17 protein-coding genes are annotated in these 21,435 nt (G+C 45.4%); 2 read left to right on the top strand and 15 right to left on the bottom strand.

Annotated elements, in window-relative coordinates; all coding sequences use genetic code 11:
• Positions 1-5: 5 nt before the first annotated feature.
• The 13 genes from EDI28_RS23395 to EDI28_RS23330 form a co-directional block, all read right to left on the bottom strand.
• Complete coding sequence (locus EDI28_RS23395; RefSeq protein ID WP_128786296.1) at positions 6-965, bottom strand: ABC transporter permease; 960 nt, start codon at positions 963-965, stop codon at positions 6-8.
• Positions 965-1,963, bottom strand: a complete 999-nt coding sequence (locus EDI28_RS23390; RefSeq protein ID WP_128786295.1) for an ABC transporter permease — start codon at positions 1,961-1,963, stop codon at positions 965-967. The genes EDI28_RS23395 and EDI28_RS23390 overlap by 1 nt, the downstream gene beginning before the upstream one ends.
• Positions 1,956-3,449: a sugar ABC transporter ATP-binding protein gene (locus EDI28_RS23385; RefSeq protein WP_128786294.1), complete on the bottom strand. Its 1,494-nt coding sequence runs from the start codon at positions 3,447-3,449 to the stop codon at positions 1,956-1,958. Before EDI28_RS23385 ends, EDI28_RS23390 begins: the two co-directional genes overlap by 8 nt.
• Before the next feature lie 62 nt (positions 3,450-3,511).
• On the bottom strand, positions 3,512-4,486 hold the full coding sequence (locus EDI28_RS23380; protein ID WP_128786293.1) for a substrate-binding domain-containing protein: 975 nt from the start codon (positions 4,484-4,486) through the stop codon (positions 3,512-3,514).
• Positions 4,487-5,309: 823 nt separating this feature from the next.
• The gene (locus EDI28_RS23370) at positions 5,310-7,025 is read right to left on the bottom strand and encodes a S8 family peptidase (protein ID WP_128786292.1); all 1,716 of its coding nucleotides are present in this window, start codon (positions 7,023-7,025) and stop codon (positions 5,310-5,312) included.
• Positions 7,026-7,581: 556 nt separating this feature from the next.
• The gene (gene fusA, locus EDI28_RS23365; RefSeq protein ID WP_128786291.1) at positions 7,582-9,603 is read right to left on the bottom strand and encodes an elongation factor G; all 2,022 of its coding nucleotides are present in this window, start codon (positions 9,601-9,603) and stop codon (positions 7,582-7,584) included.
• Positions 9,604-9,855: 252 nt separating this feature from the next.
• Complete coding sequence (locus tag EDI28_RS23360; protein ID WP_199287484.1) at positions 9,856-11,019, bottom strand: tetratricopeptide repeat protein; 1,164 nt, start codon at positions 11,017-11,019, stop codon at positions 9,856-9,858.
• The gene (locus EDI28_RS23355; protein ID WP_128786290.1) at positions 11,016-11,630 is read right to left on the bottom strand and encodes an energy transducer TonB; all 615 of its coding nucleotides are present in this window, start codon (positions 11,628-11,630) and stop codon (positions 11,016-11,018) included. The genes EDI28_RS23360 and EDI28_RS23355 overlap by 4 nt, the downstream gene beginning before the upstream one ends.
• A complete protein-coding gene (locus EDI28_RS23350) occupies positions 11,630-12,034 on the bottom strand; it encodes an ExbD/TolR family protein (protein ID WP_128786289.1) in 405 nt (134 codons plus the stop codon). The genes EDI28_RS23355 and EDI28_RS23350 overlap by 1 nt, the downstream gene beginning before the upstream one ends.
• Entirely contained in the window at positions 12,034-12,594 is a 561-nt protein-coding gene (locus EDI28_RS23345) for a MotA/TolQ/ExbB proton channel family protein (protein ID WP_128786288.1), read from the bottom strand. Before EDI28_RS23345 ends, EDI28_RS23350 begins: the two co-directional genes overlap by 1 nt.
• On the bottom strand, positions 12,594-13,928 hold the full coding sequence (locus tag EDI28_RS23340; RefSeq protein WP_128786287.1) for a MotA/TolQ/ExbB proton channel family protein: 1,335 nt from the start codon (positions 13,926-13,928) through the stop codon (positions 12,594-12,596). The genes EDI28_RS23345 and EDI28_RS23340 overlap by 1 nt, the downstream gene beginning before the upstream one ends.
• Complete coding sequence (locus EDI28_RS23335; RefSeq protein ID WP_128786286.1) at positions 13,928-14,692, bottom strand: DUF3450 domain-containing protein; 765 nt, start codon at positions 14,690-14,692, stop codon at positions 13,928-13,930. The genes EDI28_RS23340 and EDI28_RS23335 overlap by 1 nt, the downstream gene beginning before the upstream one ends.
• Positions 14,693-14,893: 201 nt before the next feature.
• Entirely contained in the window at positions 14,894-16,987 is a 2,094-nt protein-coding gene (locus EDI28_RS23330) for a TonB-dependent siderophore receptor (protein WP_128786285.1), read from the bottom strand.
• Positions 16,988-17,274: 287 nt separating this feature from the next.
• Here EDI28_RS23330 and EDI28_RS23325 point away from each other — a divergent pair, with 287 nt between their 5' ends.
• The gene (locus EDI28_RS23325; protein WP_128786284.1) at positions 17,275-17,718 is read left to right on the top strand and encodes a hypothetical protein; all 444 of its coding nucleotides are present in this window, start codon (positions 17,275-17,277) and stop codon (positions 17,716-17,718) included.
• A gap of 93 nt (positions 17,719-17,811) precedes the next feature.
• Here EDI28_RS23325 and EDI28_RS23320 read toward each other — a convergent pair whose 3' ends face one another.
• The gene (locus tag EDI28_RS23320; RefSeq protein ID WP_128786283.1) at positions 17,812-19,191 is read right to left on the bottom strand and encodes a histidine kinase sensor domain-containing protein; all 1,380 of its coding nucleotides are present in this window, start codon (positions 19,189-19,191) and stop codon (positions 17,812-17,814) included.
• Positions 19,192-19,484: 293 nt separating this feature from the next.
• On the opposite strand from EDI28_RS23320, the gene EDI28_RS23315 reads away from it, so the two are divergent.
• Positions 19,485-20,111 (top strand): hypothetical protein, encoded by a 627-nt coding sequence (locus EDI28_RS23315; protein ID WP_128786282.1) that lies wholly within the window; start codon positions 19,485-19,487, stop codon positions 20,109-20,111.
• A 261-nt stretch (positions 20,112-20,372) separates the two neighbouring features.
• Here the strand turns inward: EDI28_RS23315 and EDI28_RS23310 are convergent, their stop codons facing one another.
• Positions 20,373-21,287: a L,D-transpeptidase family protein gene (locus EDI28_RS23310; protein WP_128786281.1), complete on the bottom strand. Its 915-nt coding sequence runs from the start codon at positions 21,285-21,287 to the stop codon at positions 20,373-20,375.
• Between the last annotated feature and the right edge of the window lie 148 nt (positions 21,288-21,435).

Raw genomic sequence — 21,435 nt, 5'->3', positions numbered from 1 at the left:
CTCCACTAAGCTTTTCGTTTTTGTAGGGCAATAAATAAAATCAGAATGCCGCCCCAAAGAGCCATTGTTAGATAGCTACTTACCCCCAGTAAGTTCAAACCACTTTCTAACGTTTGTAAGACAATCAATGCCAGGCCAATACCAATAATCCGACCAAAACCACCATCAGGGTTTATACCGCCTAACACTGATGCCAAGATGGCAATTAATAAATAGGATTCCCCATAACCGGCTTTGGCAGAATTGAATTTTGCCATCATAATCAATGCGGCAACCCAACACAGAATCGATGAAATAACATACACATAAAGAACTGCTTTTTGTGTATTGATACCCGAGAAACGAGTTGCTTTCTCGTTCGACCCCATAAGGTAGATGGTACGACCTAGGCTGGTATGCTCCAGTAATCCCCATAGGCCAATGGCAAAAAATATGAATAAGAACAGTGGCATTGGAACGCCGAAAAACGAACCATTACCCAGTACTAACAATGACTCAGGGAAGCCTGATATCACGCTCCCACCAGAGATCAATACGTTCAATCCATTGATTAGTGTCATCATTCCTAGTGTTGCCAGTATTGGAGAGACTCCGACATAAGCTATCAATGCACCATTTAGGAGACCAATCACAATCGCGGTGACTAACCCGGCCACTAACGCCAACAGCAGTACCATGCCATTATCTGGTGATATCGTAAGAATACTTGCCATCACTAAGCTACATGCATTAGTGGTCGCTATGATGGAAAGATTAATACCACCAGTAAGCATACACACCGCCATTGCGAGTGCTAACATCCCCAACAACGGCATCTGAGACGACATTGACTGTAAGTTTGCCAACGAGAAGAACGTGTCTCCACTTGCGATAGCCATGATGGTAAAAATACCCACCAAAATGACTAACAGATAACGAATATTCCTGTCTGTTGGAAGCTTCATTGCGTTCAGTACCTGATCCATTACGCCCCCTGCAATGCCTGTTTCTTTTCATTCAGTGCCGTCATACTGATACTGAATACAATGATGAGACCCGTGACAACAGTATGCCAATAGGACGGAACACTAAGCAGCGTTAACCCATTTTTCATAATGGCTAACAAAGCTACACCAAGAACAACGCCCATTAACGTACCTTTACCACCGGTCATACTTGTTCCCCCCAGCACCACCGCCGCCAATACCGTGAGCTCAAAGCCCATCAACGAATTTGGAGCAACTGACTGGGTAATTTGGGTTTGAACCACCGACGCAATACCTGCCAGAGCCCCCATATAACCGTAAACAAAAAGGTGAATGCCGAATAAATTAATACCAATTCGACTCGCTGCATCTGCATTTCCACCCATTGCATAAATCTGACGCCCAAGGCGCGTCTTAGACATTAGAAATGAGGTGAACAAAATAACAGCCACCAAGGTAATAATCGGGAGTGATAAACCATAATCGTAACCATCGCTACCGATAAAGGTAAACAGCTCAATACCCTCCATGAACCAATCAGGGAAACCGTACAACCATTCACCGTTACTGAAATAAATCAGCAGGCCAAAGAACAGGTTTAATGTTGAAATTGTAATAATGATGGCTGGTACTTTCAGCCTGTAAACCAATACAGCGTTAATGAGACCAAGTACAATACCGACAACAGCCGCAATCAAAAATGCAATGACGAAATTACCACCAATAGACAGTACATAAGTCGCCATAACGTATTGCGCTATCGCAGCCGTAGCAGGAAACGAGATATCAATGCCACCTGCTATCAATACAACAAAAAGCCCACAAGCCATAATGCCTAAGATGGCTGAGCTCACTGACATATCGAAGATATTCCCCAACGTAAAGAAATCTTCAGAGCTCATTCCCAACCCTATAACTATCAAGCCAATCAGAACAGCGAGATAAAATTCATGGCGCTTTACTAATGCACCCCAGTGACTACGAATTTGATCAGGCATTGACGGCCTCCATAATTTCTTGCTCGGAAGAGCTAGCAGGATGAAAGTCATGAGAAAATCGTCCATCTTTCATCACAACGACACGGTGACTGTTGTAAAACACCTCAGGGATCTCATCACTCACCATGATGATTGCCATACCTTTTGCCGCAAGATCTTTGGCAATCTGATAAATGCTTTCTTTGTTTGCTACATCAACCCCGACTGTTGGTGAGTCCAAGATCAAAACATCCGGCTCTGCGGCAATCCATTTGGCAATAGAAATACGCTGAGCATTACCACCCGACAAGCTGGTAACGGGCAGCATTGGGTCAGCGACTTTAATCGATAGGGACGAAATGAGTTTTTTTACCAGCTTTTTCGCCTTGGTATGATCCAGAAATCCATTAGACTTTTTCAACCGTGGCAGAACTGCCGCAGTAGTATTATCCTGGATGGTTTGCTCCATCACCAATCCGGTACTCATTCTGTCTTCAGACACATAACCAATACCATGAGCAATCGCCTCTCTGTTAGAGCGAAATTTGACGGGTTTGCCATTAACCTTTATTTCTCCGCTATCCGGTTGTGTCATACCAAATAGGGCCAAACACAACTCAGTCCGCCCCGAGCCCAACAGACCAGTAATAGCAACTATCTCACCTACACGTACTTGAAGATTGATATCATTGAACTGACCTTTCTTAGTCAGGTTAGTGATCTCTAACTTCACTTCTCCCTGCTGCTGATATTCACCTAACGGCGAAAACTCAAAACGTTGTCCAGTCATTAAGAAGGCCAACTCATCACTGTTCATTTCTTCAGCAGGATAAGTGCCGATAGTTCTTCCATCGCGAATAACCGTAATACGATCTGATATCTCCATCACTTCATCAAGCTTGTGGCTGACGAACACCACAGTCACACCTTTAGATTTGAGATCGGCAACCACATTAATTAAGCTATTTACTTCAGTGCGAGTCAGTGAAGCCGTGGGCTCATCCATAATGACCAGTTTGGCATCAGAAGCCATTGCACGACAAATCGCTACCAACTGGCACTCAGCAATAGAAAGCTGCTCGACACGTTTAGTTAAAGGCAATACCACCCCAACTTTATCCATTGCGGCCTTGGCTATCGTATTTAAACGCGCTTGCTTAACTAGGCCTTTTGTCCAGGCCATATGATCTTGCACCGCAATATTTTCAGCTACTGTCAAATTCGGAAATAAGGATAAATCTTGATAAATTACCTGGATGCCGTGCTCTATGGATTGCTGAGGATTCAGGCGAGAAAAGCTTTTCCCACCAAGAATAATCTCGGCACCTTTTTCAGGCTCATGAACCCCTGAGATCACCTTGAATAACGTACTTTTCCCACAACCGTTTTTCCCTGCAAGGCAATGAACTTCACCTTTATTAAAAGTCAGGTTGATGCCATCAAGGGCCTTAACGGAACCAAAGTGCTTGGATACTCGTTGTAAGGTAATGAATGCTTCGTTTGACATGATGGATTTCCAGCTATAGGGCAGCGTTGCACTGCCCTGAATAATATATACCGATAGAGCGATTAGAAGCCTAATTCACGTGCGTTTGACTTATCCACTTCAAGGATTTTATTAAACTTAATCACACGATTTTCTGTATCGATCTCTGCAACACCTAAATTATCGACGGTTACACCATCAACAACTTTCTTTCCGTCCAACATTTGTTTGGCAACAGCAACCATGGCATAACCCGCATCAGCCGGATTCCATAAGAAACCCTTATCAATTTCCCCACGCATTAAATATGGTGCAGCCTGGCTTGGCATCATGATTCCGACTGTGCTCATTTTGTTCTTGGCACGCTTCTTCTTAATCGCCTCACCAGCGCCAATAGCACCGAGTGAACCATAAGAAACGATACCCGTCATACCCGGGTGGGCTTTCATCAAGTCATTGGTCGCGGCATACGAGGCATCAATACTCTCAGCGACAGGCATACGTGTTGTAACTTCATACATATCTGGGTAAGCCAGTTTTTGGTAATCAATCGCTAAATTAGCCCAGTTATTATGTAACGGAACCGTTAAGGACCCAACATACACAGCATAGCCACCTTTCTGCCCCATATTCTTGGCAAGCTCATCCATTGTCGCTTTCGCATAAGCTTGATTATCAATAGTTTCTATATCCCAGTCGGCACTGTGACCATCTGGCGATTCGTGAGTCAGAACAACAATGCCCTTCTCACGTGCTTTCTTGAATACAGGCTCTAATACAGTCACATCATTGGGAACAACCGTTATAGCGTCTACCCCTTTGGCTATCAGATCTTCAATGATTTTCACCTGCTGAGCAGGATCTGGGGTTGAAGGGCCCAATTGACGAGCATTGACACCAAAATCGACCGCAGCTTGATCGATACCTTTGTTCATTTGGTTGAACCACGGGATACCTGATACTTTCACGACGTTCACAATTTCGTAGTCTTTTGCCTGAACACCTGCAGCAGCTAAAGCGAGTGTAAGAGCAGCAACATTGAACAAGACCTTTTTCATCGTTATCAATCCTTTATTATGTGTCTAGAGTATTGGAGATTCGATGAGACAAATATGAGGGATTAGGCAAGAACAAACTGAAAGAGACCCGCAGAACGTGACGAACGCACACTAATGTAGCTATACGGATACCATTGCGTAAAAAAATGGTTAAAAAGAAAGACCGACGTAACTTACACAAACAAAAGCACGGAAAAAACAACAATTAGACATCGCAAAAACAACACCACCTCAACATTTGACTCTTTATCTGGAGAAATGATCTTCACATAAAAGCTACTCACCATTTATTTCCGATAGAAATCCTCCCAATTATGACTTGAGTCTGATTTTCTCACCAAGATTACATCCCCTCTCAAAAATATGTGAAGTGACACCGGGTATGGCAAGGCTGTCACTACTGATACTTCGAAATAAAGTAACTCTTCCCGTACTTTTTTTACAGACATATCTGACAAGTTTTCCTTTCACCAATTCCTCATCATTCTTGGCCTAACCACTTGGACATGGAAGCAATTGAAACGCTTAATAACATCCTTAAAAATTATCAAAGCACGCTAATTTTTGTAAGCCATAACCGCGAAACACGATGACATCTGTGCCTGCTGGCTATGAAGAGAAAGTCTTTTTGGTGACTTAGAAACCCCACTCAATTTTAAATTCAAAAAAGCGAAACATTCCTAGACGCAGTTGTACAAAACCATTTTGTTCGGGATCGATAATCTTCTAAGCATCTTGATAACCAATATAAACGACTGCGGGTAAGGATCCCCTACCCGCAGTAATCAACTAGAACTAATGATCAGATATTGGTGTTTCAAGACTAGTTCTGTTCACCCTGTAAATGTTGCAGTAGCTGGTACGCATCCACTACACCGCCTGAAGCAGACAAATCTGCGAACGGAACCATTACCTCTGGTGTCGCCGGATTACGGACCATATGTCCTTCATAGGTTCTTACCGTATCAAGCATTGCCTTCTTCAATTGATGACCATTTAATTCAGGGAAATAGGTCAAAGCAAGCGCGGCAACACCTGAAACTACCGGAGAAGCCATACTGGTTCCGCTAAATGCCTGATAGTTGTTACCCGGCGTTGTTGACATGATCTTGTAGCCAGGAGCGAACAAGTCGACACTGTCTTTACCAAAGTTCGTGAAACTGGCAGCCAGTTTCTGATCTTTGTAATTCGCCGAAGCACCGATATCCAGCCAGGTTCCAATACGATGGTTCGGATAGTAAAGAGGGAAACGGTTCGGGTAACTCGGTTTGATGTCGTTATCGGTATGACTGTTACCAGCAGAGTGAACCAACAGTACACCACGGCGTGACGCGTAACGGAAAGCTTCATCTACAACGTCTTTGTAAGGCGAATATGCCTTACCAAAACTCATATTGATGATTTTCGCACCATTATCAACGGCATAACGAACGGCATTGGCAACATCTTTATCTCGTTCATCACCATTGGAGACAACGCGCAACGCCATGATCTTCACATTATCAGCGACACCACGTACGCCCATTTGATTTAAGCGATCGGCAGCTATAATTCCGGCAACATGAGTACCGTGCGATGCATCAGGACCAATTACGTCATTATTACCGTAGTTATATTCCCATGGATTATATGGCTGATCTTTTACAATCTCTGTGCGAGGATCATAATCGAGGTTATAGTGATAATTAACCGCTGAACCGTAACGCTCCATCATTGAATCCATGTAATCAAATGAGCGCCAGGTTGACAGTGTCTGTACTAAGAAATCAGCAGCTTTCTTTACTTCAGGATCATCACTGCTGATCTGCTCAACCGCAGCCAATGAGAAGTCTTTCTGGTCAAGTTTGTTCTCAAGCACCACCTTGCTAGATTGTGCTTCGTCATACATCGCTTTAAAGGCCTGATACTTACTCTTTGCAGCTTCAGATTCAGCCAAGTATTCTTTTTCTACCCCTGCAAAATACGTTTTTTCCTCGGGAGTCAGCCAAACACCAAAGTCTTTATAAGCCAAATAACGCTTATATTCTCGAGTCACTGCAAGCGTATCATAGGCAACATGGGAACCATCGCGTCCGCCAATGAAGTTCCAACCATTAACATCATCGACATAGCCGTTATAATCATCGTCAAAACCATTGTTTGGGATTTCATAAGGATTTTCCCAAATCTTACCCTGAAGATCTTCATGGTGAATATCGACACCCGAGTCAATCACTGCCACAACAACCGGTCTATAGCTTGGCTGTAGTGTGATCGTGTTATAGACGCGATCAACACTTGAGCCTTCAATGCCATCCATCTCTGGGTCTAAGTTAAACCAATCACCGTCAAGCTGGCCAGCGGCGTCGCTAAGACTTCTCTTAGACCGGGTTCCGATCCGAGGTTCTTGGACAACAGGCTCAATAATCGTTCCTTTAGCTGTTGTTAATTCTTCAAAAGGAACTGGCGGAACGGCGTCAACCGCAGCTAAAGCTGGAATAGAAATTGCCGCCATTACAGCAGCAGAAATAGCCGAAAGATAAAACTGTCTTGCTTTCATTATATTTTCCTTCATATAACGGTTCTTTATTCGCAACAAGCAAGAGTATTGATAAACGATTAGAGGCCGCCTCCCCCTGGAGGAAACAATCACCCAATACCCACCAATACAATATTGCTCGATTAAGTTGTTGTTCTTATTTGCAATTTAAAGCGAGACAGACATTAACATCCTAAATATCAATGTAATACCGACATGTATCACACTTGGTTATAACTAAATTTTATCTTCGAAACATTGGAGGCGTAAAATGATGGGTATTATTCATTAATGAAAACAATTAATTATAGAGCAACCAAAAAAGATAGGTATGTGATCTAGACTAAATCTATGCCACATGCGCATAGCATCACATTTTTACCGGTGCTAAACCTGATTTTGTACCAAAAAAGATATATAACGATTTTATTATTTACACTCGCAAAATAAGTGATAAGACAATCACTTTCTGGAACCGCGCTCACAGCAGAGAAATCGCATTATCTTACTGATATAAAACAAATTAACGCCCGAAAACCCACTGGGCTTCCGGGCGTTATTTAAGGTAAGGTTCAGATCAACTAACAAGGCTATCGCCACACACCCTTTTTTGTACATTCATCGGTGCAGGCTCATAATGGCTCAACGTCATGCTGAAGCACCCTTCACCGCCGGTGATTGCTCGTAATCGCTGAGAGTAATCCTGCAGCTCATTAAGCGGAGCCTGTGCATCTAAAGATGTCTGGTTGTTCGGCGCAGCATTGGTACCAATGATTACGCCACGGTTTCCGGCGAGATCCCCGGTCACATCACCAACAGCCATAGTAGGTATTACCAATGACAGTTCGACAATGGGCTCCAGCACAATAGGAGTTGCTTTGTTTACAGCATCCAGAAAGGCTTTTTTTCCGGCTATCACAAAGGCTATCTCTTTCGAATCTACCGAATGATATTTGCCATCGTACACAGTGACTTCAATATCTCGAATTGGATTACCTGAAATTGCACCTTCATCAACAGCCTGACGGATCCCCTTTTCTACCGCAGGGATCAACGATGTCGGGATCGCGCCTCCTACTACCTTATTAACAAAGACAAAACCCGATTCAGGTTCTAACGGCCGAACCCTGAGCTGCACTTCACCAAACTGTCCGGCACCACCACTTTGTTTCTTATGGCGATAATGGCCCTCAGCCGGCTGAGTGATCGTTTCATAATATTCGATACTTGGTTGAGAGGCGGCCACTGTCACCTTATATAAAGACTCCATCTTTTCCATCGCAATCTTAAGGTGGAACTCCCCCTGACCGCTAAGCACGGTTTCATTGGTACGGGTACGGTGCTCAAGATGTAAGGTGGGATCTTCGGCAGCAATTTTTTGCAGTACCTCCGAGAGCTTTTGTTCATCCCCCCGTTTCGTCGGCCGAATAGCCCGACTATACATAGGTGCAGGAAAAGACAGTGTCTGCATCGTGATATCGTCTTCATCATGGGAGTCATGAACAACAGAGTCAAAGTTGAGATCATCGACTTTTGCCAGCACGCAAAAATCACCGGCTTTAGCGCTGGTAATCTCAATCCGTTTTTTCCCTTGCAGCTGATAGAGGTGCCCCACCTTGAAAGCCTTGTTGCTTTCGCCAATATATAGCTGGCTTCCTGCATTGATCTCACCTTGGAAAACGCGAATATACGCAAGTTTTCCTAAATAAGGGTCAACACTCACCTTGTAGACATGAGCAACGCTGTGATCCAGCTGATCACAATTGACTCGAATCTGTTTTCCCTGTTTTTCCAGTAATGGCGGGTTGCCTTCATCAGGCATCGGCATAATTTCAGCCAGTGTTCTCAATAACAACTCGACTCCGGCTCCTGTTTCAGCCGAAACGAAACAGATAGGAATAACATGACCGGTTCGTAATGCTTCTTCAAATGGATCATGTAATTGCTGTGGTGACAATTCCGAGCCTTGCTCAAGGTAAAGTTCCATTAAGGCTTCATCAACCTCAATAACCTGATCAATGAGTCGCTCATGAACACTCGACACGCTATCGAACAAAGTGGCGCGGTCATCGTCTGGCTCAAAATAGCAATCAACCACACTCTTGCTATCTTCTGACGGCAGGTTAATCGGTAGACAGCAACGACTAAAGTATGCCGAAACCTCCGCGAGGAGTTCACCCAATAGGTGGGGATTCAAATCAAGCTTATTAATAATAACCATCTGGCATTTCTGCTGCTCTTGGGCAAAGGCAAACAGACGTTCTGACACTTGATTGAGCGGGGTGTTAACATCAAGTACCAAGGCGGTGGCTTCAACAGCAGGAAGCACACTCAAAGTTCGCCCAAGCAGCTCAGGTAAGCCCGGCGTATCAATAAAATTCATTCGGTGATTAAGCCAGGTTAACGTGACGGGTGTCGCTTCGATACTATGTTGGTACTGGATAGACTGGGGATCAAAATCCGTTATCGTATCCCCTTCTTTGACACTCCCTAAATGCGTCGATGACCGTGACTCATACAAAAGACGTTCAATTAACGTCGTTTTTCCAACCCCGCTTTGACCAATAAATCCTACGTTACGTATTTCATTGACAGACATAGATGCCCCCTAGAATAAGAAAGACGAGAGATTTCACACTTTGCATTGCGTTAGTTGGCGGATTAACCGCCTCATCGTCTTCCAAGTCATTTTCCGTATGGGGATATCCATAATCGAACCATTCAGTGACAAGTTACTTATAGCTTAACTCTACTCATGGTAATTGCTGTGAGTTATCTTGTTTTCTCGAATATAAAAAAACCTCTTCCGAAAAAGAGGTTTCCATTGAAACAAACAATCATAAACGATTGGCTAGCTGTCCATCTTACGCATTTGGCTGAGATACTTGATCCAGCTTTTCGACGCCGACGTCGATTTTATATTGTTGGCCATCTTGGCATGGATAATAGCCTGCTCGAAATTTTCGAGCTTATAATAGGCGCGTACCTTGGCAAGCTCTATATCATCCATGCGATCTTTCAACGTCACTTTATCTAGCTCGGCTATTGCCTTGCGATAATATCCACCCTGAAGCAGCAACTGCGCCAGAGGCCATCGGTGCTTATTATCTAGCTCGGCAGCCTGTGACCAAACGGAAATAGCTTTGTCCCACTCCTTGGCCATTTGCCAGTACCTTGCTTGAGACGAAACCAGCTCGACATCTGTTTTCGCCCCCTCCAACTGGGCATAAATAATTGCCGCTTGCTCTGGAATACCTCGTTGGGCATAAAGTTGCGCCAGCGTTTTTAGATCCTGCTGACTCAATTCGACACCCTGTCGCTTCGCTAAAGCCAGGGTGTCTAATGCATCCTTCGAGCGGCTCAGCCGTAGCTGGATCCCGGCCGTCTGCTGCCACCATGCTACTTTGTTGGGCTCAAGTATGATCAAGCGCTTCAACGTCGGTAAAGACTGCCGCCATTGTTGAAGCTGAAGCTGAGCTCCCAGCTTAATCGTCAATGGCTGCACATCATCAACACGATTTAGCGACTCATAAGTTTTCATTGCCGACAATACTTGCTTCCACTCACGGGTCTGATAATGAGTCTGGGCAATACGAAACCAAAGCTCATCCGCTTTTTGCGTTTCAGGGATGGATTTGGATAACTGATAATAATGTGGCAAGGCACGCTTGAACTGCTCGTCAGAGAGTAAAATATCCGCCAGCATACGCTGGGTTATCCATGCCTGTTCATCTTGTAGTAACCCACTTTCAACCGCACCTGATATGTTGACGATGGCCTTTTGGGTATCACCTTTCTGCCAATAAAACACGCCCAACATACGTTTTACGAAGGCGTGATCGTACGCTTTGGACGGTGACAATTCAGCTAGCAGCTCGATGGCCTCGTCCAATTTATTTTCTTGCTGCAAATTGTTGGCGCGTTGCACTTTGCCAGCCGTATACTGGGAAAGTTCTGCGTTCACAGGCCCTGCCATCAATACCAGAGCAAATACAAGTGCGAATTTCTTCATCATTTTTTTATCTCAAACTCCAGTCTGATTGTTTGACCTATTTGAGCAATTGCTTTGCCATCAACAACCTTAGGCTGGTATTTCCATTTCCGTAACGCTCGGATCGCTTCTTTCTCAAACAAGCGCCGGGGGACTGCGTCCAACACCTTCAAATCTTGAGGACGCCCTTGTGGGTCAATCGTAAATGAAATAACGACATACCCCTCAACCCTTCTTTTCATTGCTCGAGGTGGATAGCGAGGCTCAACCCGATAAAGTGGCATTGCCTGCTGGTTTGCACCAAAGTCCGAAAACGTCGGCACAGAAATCGCCAAGCCTGAAATGGCAGAATCCAACGCCAAGCTAGGCATTGTCGGTGCCATGGTGGTAGCTGTCGTTTGCGAAGCGGTTGGCACCGCTTCTGGTGGAGGCTCCGGCGTATCAGGCTTTTCAGGTGCAACACGCTGACGTCGCTGGGCGTCACGCTCCTGCTCAACCATCACCATATCAAAGGCAAGCAATTGCTTGTCTTCCGGTGCTCGTTGATGGCCATTATCGACCATCCAAGCCATAAAAGTGAATAACCCGAGCGCCATTGCCATCGCGACAGGCAACGCAATGAGTAATCGCAACATCAGCGTTTCTCCGCGGCCAGCGCAATCTTCTTAACACCAGCCCCTTTCGCTGCATCCATTACCTTAACGACCGTACCGTTATAGGCATGCTCATCAGCCTGAATAACCAAGGAAGCTTCCGGTTGCTCTAATAGTAGATGCTCAAGAGTTGCCTGAACTCGTTCAACATCCACAACACGCTTATCAATATAAATATCGTTGGCAGATGTAATTGCAATGAAAATTCCGGCGTCTTTCTGGCTCACGACATTGCTTGCCTGAGGACGGTTAACCTCCACCCCGGACTCCCGGACAAACGAACTGGTCACGATGAAGAAGATCAACATGATAAAGACGATATCCAGCATTGATGTCAAGTCAACCTGGGCTTCTTCTCGAGCAGAGGACGGACGATTCAGTCTCATCACTGACTCCTTAATAACTTTTCTAACTTAAGTTCACGAAGGTGACAGGCCTTCGAAAGACGAGCATGTACGAACATACCGGCCAGTGCCGCGACCATTCCGGCCATCGTCGGCAAAGTAGCCAGCGAGATCCCGGAGGCCATCAGGCGCGGCTGGCTGCTACCCTGCGTCGCCATCACATCAAACACCGAAATCATCCCGGTAACAGTGCCAAGCAATCCCAGCATCGGGCAAATGGCAACCAGCACTTTGATTAAATTCAAATTCTGGTTCAAGGCAATACGCGCTTCGCTCAACCAACCGTCACGCAGGGCATGGGCATACCAAGAAGTCTGGTCTTGCCTTGCATGCCACTGCGATAACCAATGGTTTTTCTGCTTTGGGTACGTGATGAGCAGGTATATCACCCGCTCAACCACCAGCAGCCAACTCAGTACAACCACAGCAGCCAACCACCATAAGAGCTGGCCACCCTGATTCATAAAGTGCTGCAGTGAATACCACCAGCCCTCGAAGCCCGCAGCTTGTAACAGTGGCACTTCAAAAAGACTTGATCCCATTAGGCTGCGTTTCCTGCTTTCTCGGCTTGCTGCGCGACAAGACTGATCCCCTGCTTTTCAAGAATATTGCGAATATTCTCAGCCTGAGTACTCAGCATATTATGAGCCAACAACAACGGCATCGCTGCAATCAGCCCCAATACTGTAGTGACAAGCGCCATCGATATACCACCCGCCATTACGGTTGGATCGCCATTACCAAACTGGGTGATCACCTGGAATGTTTCAATCATTCCCGTTACGGTACCCAGCAGGCCAAGCATCGGTGCCAGCGCCGCCAACAACTTAAGCATCGACAACCCTTTTTCGAGCCCTTGCTGTTCATCAACAATCGCTTCAAGCAAACGGAGCTCCAGCGCTTCCACCGAACGATTATGCTCTTTGCTATACACACCCAGCACACGACCAAGCGGGTTATTTCCCGGCTGCGACGGATTCTTCAGCTGCGATTTGATTTGCTGCCTGACAACAATCAGTTTTGCGCCGCGGAACAGTGCAATGATGGCACCAACGGCAAGCAGGCCAAGAATGATCTTACCCACGACGCCGCCGTGTTCAATGCGATCTTTCAGCTCAGGTGAATTGGCCAGCTGCTCAAGCATAATGCCACGAGACGGATCGACCACAGCCACTTGCAGACCAGATTGCACCAGCTCATTCAATGCAGCGTAAGCCGGACCATCTTCGGGCTGTTTCAGATACGGTTTGGCAACCTGTCGCTTACCGTCCCACGCCAGATAACCTTGTTCGCCAATCAGACCAATACTACCCAAGCGGTAGGCGTGAGCATCTGACTGATAACCTTCTCCATTAATAAACGGTACTGACACATCGCGTAGCTCTGAACTCGCAACTATCTGGTCGGTCATTCCTTGCCACAGGCCGTTCAGCTGTAACATTGACGGCAAGGCCTTGGCATCGACAATTTGATCAACAACAGCCTGATACTCTTTGCGATCAGCACTGGTAACCGAGAATGCCATCTCAGCATCTAAATCTTTGGCGGCCTGACGAACGACTCCGAAAAGCTCACCCAAACTGCCGGTTTCAAGACGAAGGTGCTCTTCAAGTTGTGCCAGTTTGTTTTCATTGTCACTGAAGGTATCACTTAACTGCTCAGTTTCCTGCTGCAACTGACTACGCTGCGCCTTCAAGGCTGCCAGTTTTGCTTTGACCTGCTTTTCAGTTAACTTAAATCCGGCTTCACGCTGGCTATTATGGGTAGCTTGAGTCTGTTGTGCTTGTTGTGATTTCTCAACAAGTGACGGGTTGGCAGAAGCCGCAAAAGGAAGAGTAAATAAACATAGTGCAGTTGCTAACGCTTTGATTTTCATTATTTAGTCTCCACGTTAACAGATACAGGCAAGGTAATTAAACTCGGGGCCGCCTGCTTGGAGGCAATCGCGTATGCCTTATCGATATCAACAGAGAACTGAGTGTCTAGATTTTGCCAATCATTTTGGCTGTCATTCCAAGCCCAGTAGCGCTTACCGTCTAGGCTGCGTGCAACCAGTGAGATTCGACCAAGATACAGCAGATCAGCTTCGATTTTTTCTTGTCCAGAGAGCGCTACCTGCCCTTGGTAAATCCCCATCTTGGTGCCGTAATCCATCTCTATCTGATAGGACTCAAGAATACGGCGATATTTTTCGGCATCGCTGATATCAGCCTGCGCCATCATCAGTTCAAGCTTGGCTATACGAGACAAGCGTTGTTCGCGGCGGATCGGCTTATCATTGGCAACGATCGATTTCAGGCCAGCAATCATGTTGTACATCAGAGGTACAACGCCTTGTCTGGTTTCCTTAATACCTTTTATTTGCTCGTTAAGGCTTTCTGCTTCGCCATTTTGGCTATCAACCAAACGGGCCAAGTGATCGCGATACACCGTCAGGTTTTTCACTTCCTCCTGAAGCTGTTCGATTTCAGCCATCATCGACAACGTGGCTTCGGCACTTTTGTCGATTTTCTTCTGGCTTTGTGATGATGCCGTATTAATCTTGCTTTCAATCGCACGGGCATTATCGAGACTATCGGCATTAACACCTGCGCAAAGGCCGATCATTATCAGCGCGAGGCTAGTTTTTTTTACGTTCATCTGGCAGTTTATTTCTTATGAGAATGCACTAAAAATAAAAAATTCACTCCGTGAATTTCACTTATTTCAAAAACAAATATGCCCGGCACTACCGGGTAACGAGACTTAATACTAATTGAAAACGAATCTCATTTAAACAGGTTTCAGCATTAAATACTGGAAAAGGGAGAAGTATTAACTTCTCCCTTTCGGTTTATCCCATTAGTAACGGAACTGTAGTGTTGCCATATAGTTACGGCCTTCGCCGATAATTGTTTTGGTCTGGCTACCACCCGCTAGGTAATCCGTATCAAATACATTTTCAACGTTTAACCGCATAATAACATCAAGGTCTTGATCATATTTAATAGTATGAGCAACGCCAGCATCTACACGCGTATATCCGTCTTTCTTATATGTGTTTTCCGTATCACCGTAACGGTCACCTACATAGATAAGCCCTAGGTTAGCATCAGTGTTGTTCGTCACTGCGTAACGAGACCAAATACTGGCTGATAGCTCAGGTACATCGGCTGGACGCTTACCATCTTTCGATGCATCCGTCGGATCGACAATCTCTGCATCAAGGTAAGTCATGCTGCCATTCAATGCCAGCTTATCAGTAACAAAGCCAGATGCACTTAGCTCCGCACCGCGGTGCTTCTGCTCACCAACCTGCGTAGTAATTGTCTCTTTATCAGCAATGCCAGTAACCGTTTCTGTCAGAACTTTGTTTTCCTGGGTAATATCAAATACTGCGCCTGAAACGAATAGCTGATTATCTAGCAGTTCCCACTTCGTACCCAGTTCATACAACTTACCCTTTACTGGATCGAGCTCTTTGCCGTTGTTGACATCTGTCTCGTCATCGACCGGATCTTCAGGCTCGAAGCTCTCGGAATAGGTCAGGTAAATCGAACCGTTAGATACCGGGTGGTAAATAAGCCCCGCTTTTGGCAACACATTGTTATAAGTGTCTTCACTGGTCTCTGTTTTATCAAAACGAAGTCCTGCCAGTACTTGCCACTGGTCATTGACTGTGATCATATCCTGCAAATAGATACCATACGCATCACGCTCTGATGGCTCTTTGACTTTGCCGTTACTGTAATGCAGATCAGCAGGCTTATCCATTGGCTGGCCTACGGTTGCTTCATAGCCCTTCAGATATTCACTTTGCGTTTTATAGTAATAACCTAACCAGTTTGCACCAACCAGCAACTGATGGCTGACACCCAGCGCGTCAAACTCACCGACAAAATCAACATATGCAGTATCGAACTGCCAGTTATCCCAGCGATCATAACCGTTGTAGGTAAAGGTACCCGCTGCGGCATCATAGGTATCCGGCTTTGAAAAGCTTTCGATATCACGGCGCTCAAAGTCCTGATGGTTATAACCCGCCGCGACACGCCAGCTGTCAGTAAGCTGCGCATTCACATCAAGGCCGATATTTTCAACATCATTTTCAATGTTTGACCACTGCGCATCCCAGACATGCGTATCACCCAGAACAGGCTTACCGTCGACAATATAGGCCCCCGTATCTACGCTACCGTGATCATTGGTTTTATCGTAATGGAACGACAATGTAATATCGTCATTTACATCGTAATCAACAAAAAGACCACCAACGAAACGTTCTGTCGACGGTGTACTACCGTCTGTATACTGGCGCCAAGAATCATAGCTCTGCTTCGCGACAACAGCGCGAGCACGCAGGGTTTGGGCATCGTTCAACGAGCCACTGACATCAGCAACGGTACGAGACGCATTGTTTGAACCGATATCCTGGCTAACATTTACCTGAGTATCGAATGTTGGCTTCTTGGAGACCATATTAACAAGACCGCCCGGTGCAGATTTACCGTAAAGAAGACCTGCTGGGCCTTTCAGTACTTCTACACGCTCCAGTAGCTCAATTGGCTGGCGGTAGTGCGACCAATGCTGCTTGCCATCACGCAGGAAACTATCGCCGCTACTCAGATCAAAACCACGAAGTTTGAATGTCTCACGGTTACGGCCCTTGCCACCTTCTGACACACTGGAATCATTCTTTAGCACGTCACCCAGCGTACTGGCACGCTGCTCTTCGATCAGCTGCTCGTCAATGATGGCGACTTGTCCCGGAGTCTCCAGCTGACTCGCCTCAATCCGCATCGCGCTGGTATTGGTATCGGCCTTGTATCCGTAGTCACGGCCAGTAACAACCATGTGTTCATCAACATCTGTTACCTGGGTGTGCGTCTGGGCTTGAGCAATAGGTGCGGCAAGAATGGCACCAATCAATAAAGTCAGCTGACTTTTAGAAAACATATTCCGTTACTCCAAATAATATGAGGTACCCTGCCCTTGATTTATTTTGATTGTCCAAAGGCTTTAAAGTACCCACGTACGCGGTTAGGCGCTGCTGCAAAATACGGAGTGAAATATAAGTGATAACCATTACCATTTGCAGTTAATTTACATTCTTTGCATTCACAAACGAGATACCTTGAATGGATATCTGAACGGATACCTAAGTGAATATCTTGGCTGAAGTGATATTTAGTCAAATCATCGGTATAATGCCGCCGATTTTATTGATTTCTGCGGAATGAAAAGTGACTGAAGTAAACCTAGACGAAGTGCGTCGCCAGCTGACAGAGCTAAACTACAAAGCTGATAACATCCGAATTGTTACGGTATCTGCAATGGATGAAGAGCTACTGGAAAGCTGCACAGCCAAAGAGGGCGAGTGTTTCTACAACAGCTACATGAATGTCATCTACGGTAAAGGTGAGCGTTATGTATTAGGCTATCGCTGTGAAGACCCTATTATTGTCGATCACGCAATTATTCGTAAAGGTGATAGCTATTTTGATCCGACCCTTCAGGCTGAAGGTGATTTTACATCATATCAGTATGCCGTTCTGACGGAATTTACCGTATTCGATATGATGAAGCATGCCAAGTCTAACAAGGATTTCCCACCTGATGTAGACTACCTGCTTAGCAAGGCCAATAAATTCAAGAATATCATTGACGTACAAAAGCCGCGTAAATAACGGCGAAATTACGACAAATATCCCGTTAGTAATCTTGAATATATCAGCCTACTTTTTATATAAATAGGCTGATAGCCTCGATACTCCCCCCCTTTATGAAGCACGAAACAGCAAGCTAATTCGCAACCCTCCTTCCGGGCGATTTTCAGCCCTGACATGACCTTTCATCACCGTCATTGCCTCTTTAACGATTGCAAGTCCAAGCCCATAGCCACCAGACTGTTTGTCTCTCGCCGCCTCTAAACGTGTAAAGGGATCAAATATTTGCTTGAAGTGCTGCTCCGGGATCCCTGGGCCATTGTCTTCAACCACCAGCTGCACCCACCCATTGGCATTGTTTACCGACAGAGCTATCACTGCTTGCTCGCCGGCATACTTAATTGCATTACCCAGCAAATTCTTTATTGCCCGCAGCAGCAAACGGTTGTCAGCCATTGCCATCAGAGTCGAGCACTCCAAATCACATTCCAATCTCTGTTTGGGCCTTAAGTTATCCCTCATCTCCAATACAAGGTGATGACACACCGTTTCCAGCTGGATCGGTACAAGACAGACAGAGTAGCTGGCATTTTCCAGCTGGCTGTAATCCAAAATTTCAGTAACCAGATCATTCATTTCATCAGATTCTCGCTCTAAGCGATCAAGCAGATGCTGATTTTCTTCAGGAAGTTTTCGACGTAATAAATGCAGAGCAAGATTATGTCGGGCCAGCGGTGTTTTCAGCTCATGAGAGACATCTCGGATCAATTGTTTCTGTTTTTGAGCTAAGCCATGAATTCTCTGGGTCATATAATCGAATGATTTGGCTAACTGACCAAACTCTGTGACGCTGTCATCAACCTCATGGCTGACACGGACATTAAAATCGCCTTCAGCCAATCGGTTGCTGGCACTCTGAAGCTTATTCAATGGTTGTTGCAAATAACGGGCAAGTAGCAACGAGAAGACACTTAAGATTAAAATCGCAATTGCTATTTGGATCAGGGTGAAGTAATACGGAAAATAACGAGCCGGATGATATTCATGCGGGAACTGGATCACCAGCTCATGCCCAGTACGTAGTGGAATCGAAATAACGGGTTGATTAACTCGATTCTCGAAAGTGGTATCCAGCTTTCGGATAAAATTTAATTTAAATTCAAAGTGAGGATGCATATCACGACCGCTGACCGTACGTTGTTCTTTGTTCAGCACAAACAGATAGTAATGTTGTCCCCGCTCCCAGTCGGCCAGTTCATCCATATCCCCTTCTTCAATCATCACTTCGGCCTGTTCAGCAAGCGCTAACATTTCAGTTTGAATTTTTTCAGGAACATGAAGCAACGCCTTCACCAAAGCAACCTCGGCGATATTTTGCAGAACCAAAATCAACGTCAGAATGACTGCAAAATATGAAAACAGACGAAAGGCCAAACCGTCACGATCCCCAAGAAAAAACAGTGTACAGACCTTTGGAAAACGAATAGATATCATTATACTTATCAATTATAAAACAACGACGGTCACTCTATCACACCTTGTGCTGATCTGGACGATTTGTCGCCAACCTAAGTCCCCGTTATAGCTCAACTTCTACTTGTTGCTCAAAGAATACGCGCAGCTGCTCATAAATTTGGTCACTACTAGCACCTAAATGCAATTAGTAAGTGATAGATACTGCGAATTGTGGCATATATGGAGGCAATATTGTCATGGCTGAGCGATAGCATATCAGTTCGGCGGCCAAATGCTGATCACCGCATAGGGATAGCAAGGATTAGTTACAAATGAGAGTTATTTTTTTCTTTTTTACCATTACGTTATTACTTGGCTGCAGTTCAGGGGTAGATGTTTCAATCCCAGATAAATATAGCGAAACAACCAAGTACAATAAGGGCTATCTGGCAGGTAGTATAAGCTCAACAACAATCTGGCCGTCTTCAGGTGAAGGGCTCGTGACCACTTTGTATATAAGACAAAAAGGTCATGAAGACGTTATCACCTTGGTGAATAACAACTCGGACGCTGATTTCATCTCTGACTCGCTAAAAGGCCAGCTATTTTCGTTGCCTTTGCCTGCTGGTGAGTATGAGCTCTACTGTATCGGGTTCAAGGGAAGCAATGGCACAAAGTCGATCACCTCTAAATCCAGAAATGATCTAGGGTTAACCTTCTCGGTTGTGCCGGGTAAAATCACCTATATTGGCCAATTTGTCACCTCAAGCTTGGTCGCAAAAAGTAAGCTATGGAATATCGAGTATCCTAGCGGATACGGCGTCATCACGTATAATAATGCCTATAGGCGTGACAAAGCATTGTTCAATGAACGACACCCTGATCTTTATAACCTAGACTTCCTTCCGAAGCAGTTGGCTGAAATCAATACCCGTCTGATTTCTACCAAGCCAAAATAACGACTGACGAATTTATCTAACGCGAGGCTTCCTGATACAGGAGCCTCGATACTTTCAGCTTGATTCCGCCTTGCCTTGCACCTCTCCGACCTCAACCGTTCACTGTTCTGCACCATTTTTATACCTAACTTTATGTTTAACAGCCAGGGGCTCAAATGGGCCATTTTACAAATGTTCAACCATGGCATTGTCACCATAGTACCCATAAACGAAAAATCGAGAGCCAAGGCTCTCGATTTTTGTTAGTCATCTTGATCGGAATTAAATATCTCGCTTGAGTTCCTGAGGGATGCCGGTTTGCAGAACCAGTGCCGAACTTAGACGCTCTTCAGCCTCATGATCCCCTTCAACTTCAACCAGTAATGATTTTGACGCTTTTACCGTTTTATGGGTGCCCACTTGCTTTTCAGAACGAGAAAGAGGCTGGTGGACTTCAACATATACAGAGCCATCTGGCTCAACAGTTTTCTTCAACGGCTGATTGATCACTCGAACTGCTGTGCCTTTCGGTGCCTGGGTAAACAACCATTCAATATCCCACGGGTTCATCCGAATGCAACCAGAGCTCACCCGCATACCGATACCAAAATCTTTATTTGTTCCGTGGATAAGGTACTGCCCCTTACCATATGCAAGACGCATCGCATACTCACCCAACGGGTTTTCCGGGCCTGCTGGTACGACCGCCGGTAACTCAATACCATGCTTTTCGCGATATTCTTTGCGGATGTTTGCTGTCGGTGTCCAGGTCGGAGCTTCAATTTTCTGACTAACAGAGGTTGTCATTTTAGGTGTCTCTCGCCCCACCCGGCCAATACCAATCGGGAAAACATACATCCGTTCGGCGTCATCTGCCGGGAAGTAATACAGCCGAAGCTCTGCCAGATTGATCACGATTCCCTCGCGCTTCGCATCCGGTAAAATCAACTGGGTCGGGATCGTCAGTAGCGTACCTGGAGTCGGCAAGAATGGATCAACACCCTTATTCGCTTCCATCAACGCAAGGAAGCCAACATCATATCGATTCGCAATATCAGCCAGGCTTTCGCCTTCGTTAACCTGATAATACTCCATTGTGCCTACCAGCCTGCTATCGACATCTGGACGCTGGTATTCAATTGCGTTGGCCGCAACTGATACCAGACAAGTTAGTGATAAGAGTAATGAGCGAAACACAAAAACACCTCCATCTGAGTACTATTTAGTATGGCAAACATGGGAATGTCATCATATTTCTACGGCCTTATTCTTATGAATAAGACAATACAACTTTTTCGGTAACAGAAGCTCCCAATTCTTAGCCTCTGATTCTACCTGCCTTTCC

This window comes from Photobacterium chitinilyticum, from assembly GCF_004104355.1.
GTDB classification, from domain to species: Bacteria; Pseudomonadota; Gammaproteobacteria; order Enterobacterales; family Vibrionaceae; genus Photobacterium; species Photobacterium chitinilyticum.
This window is presented reverse-complemented; position numbering and strand designations above follow the sequence as displayed.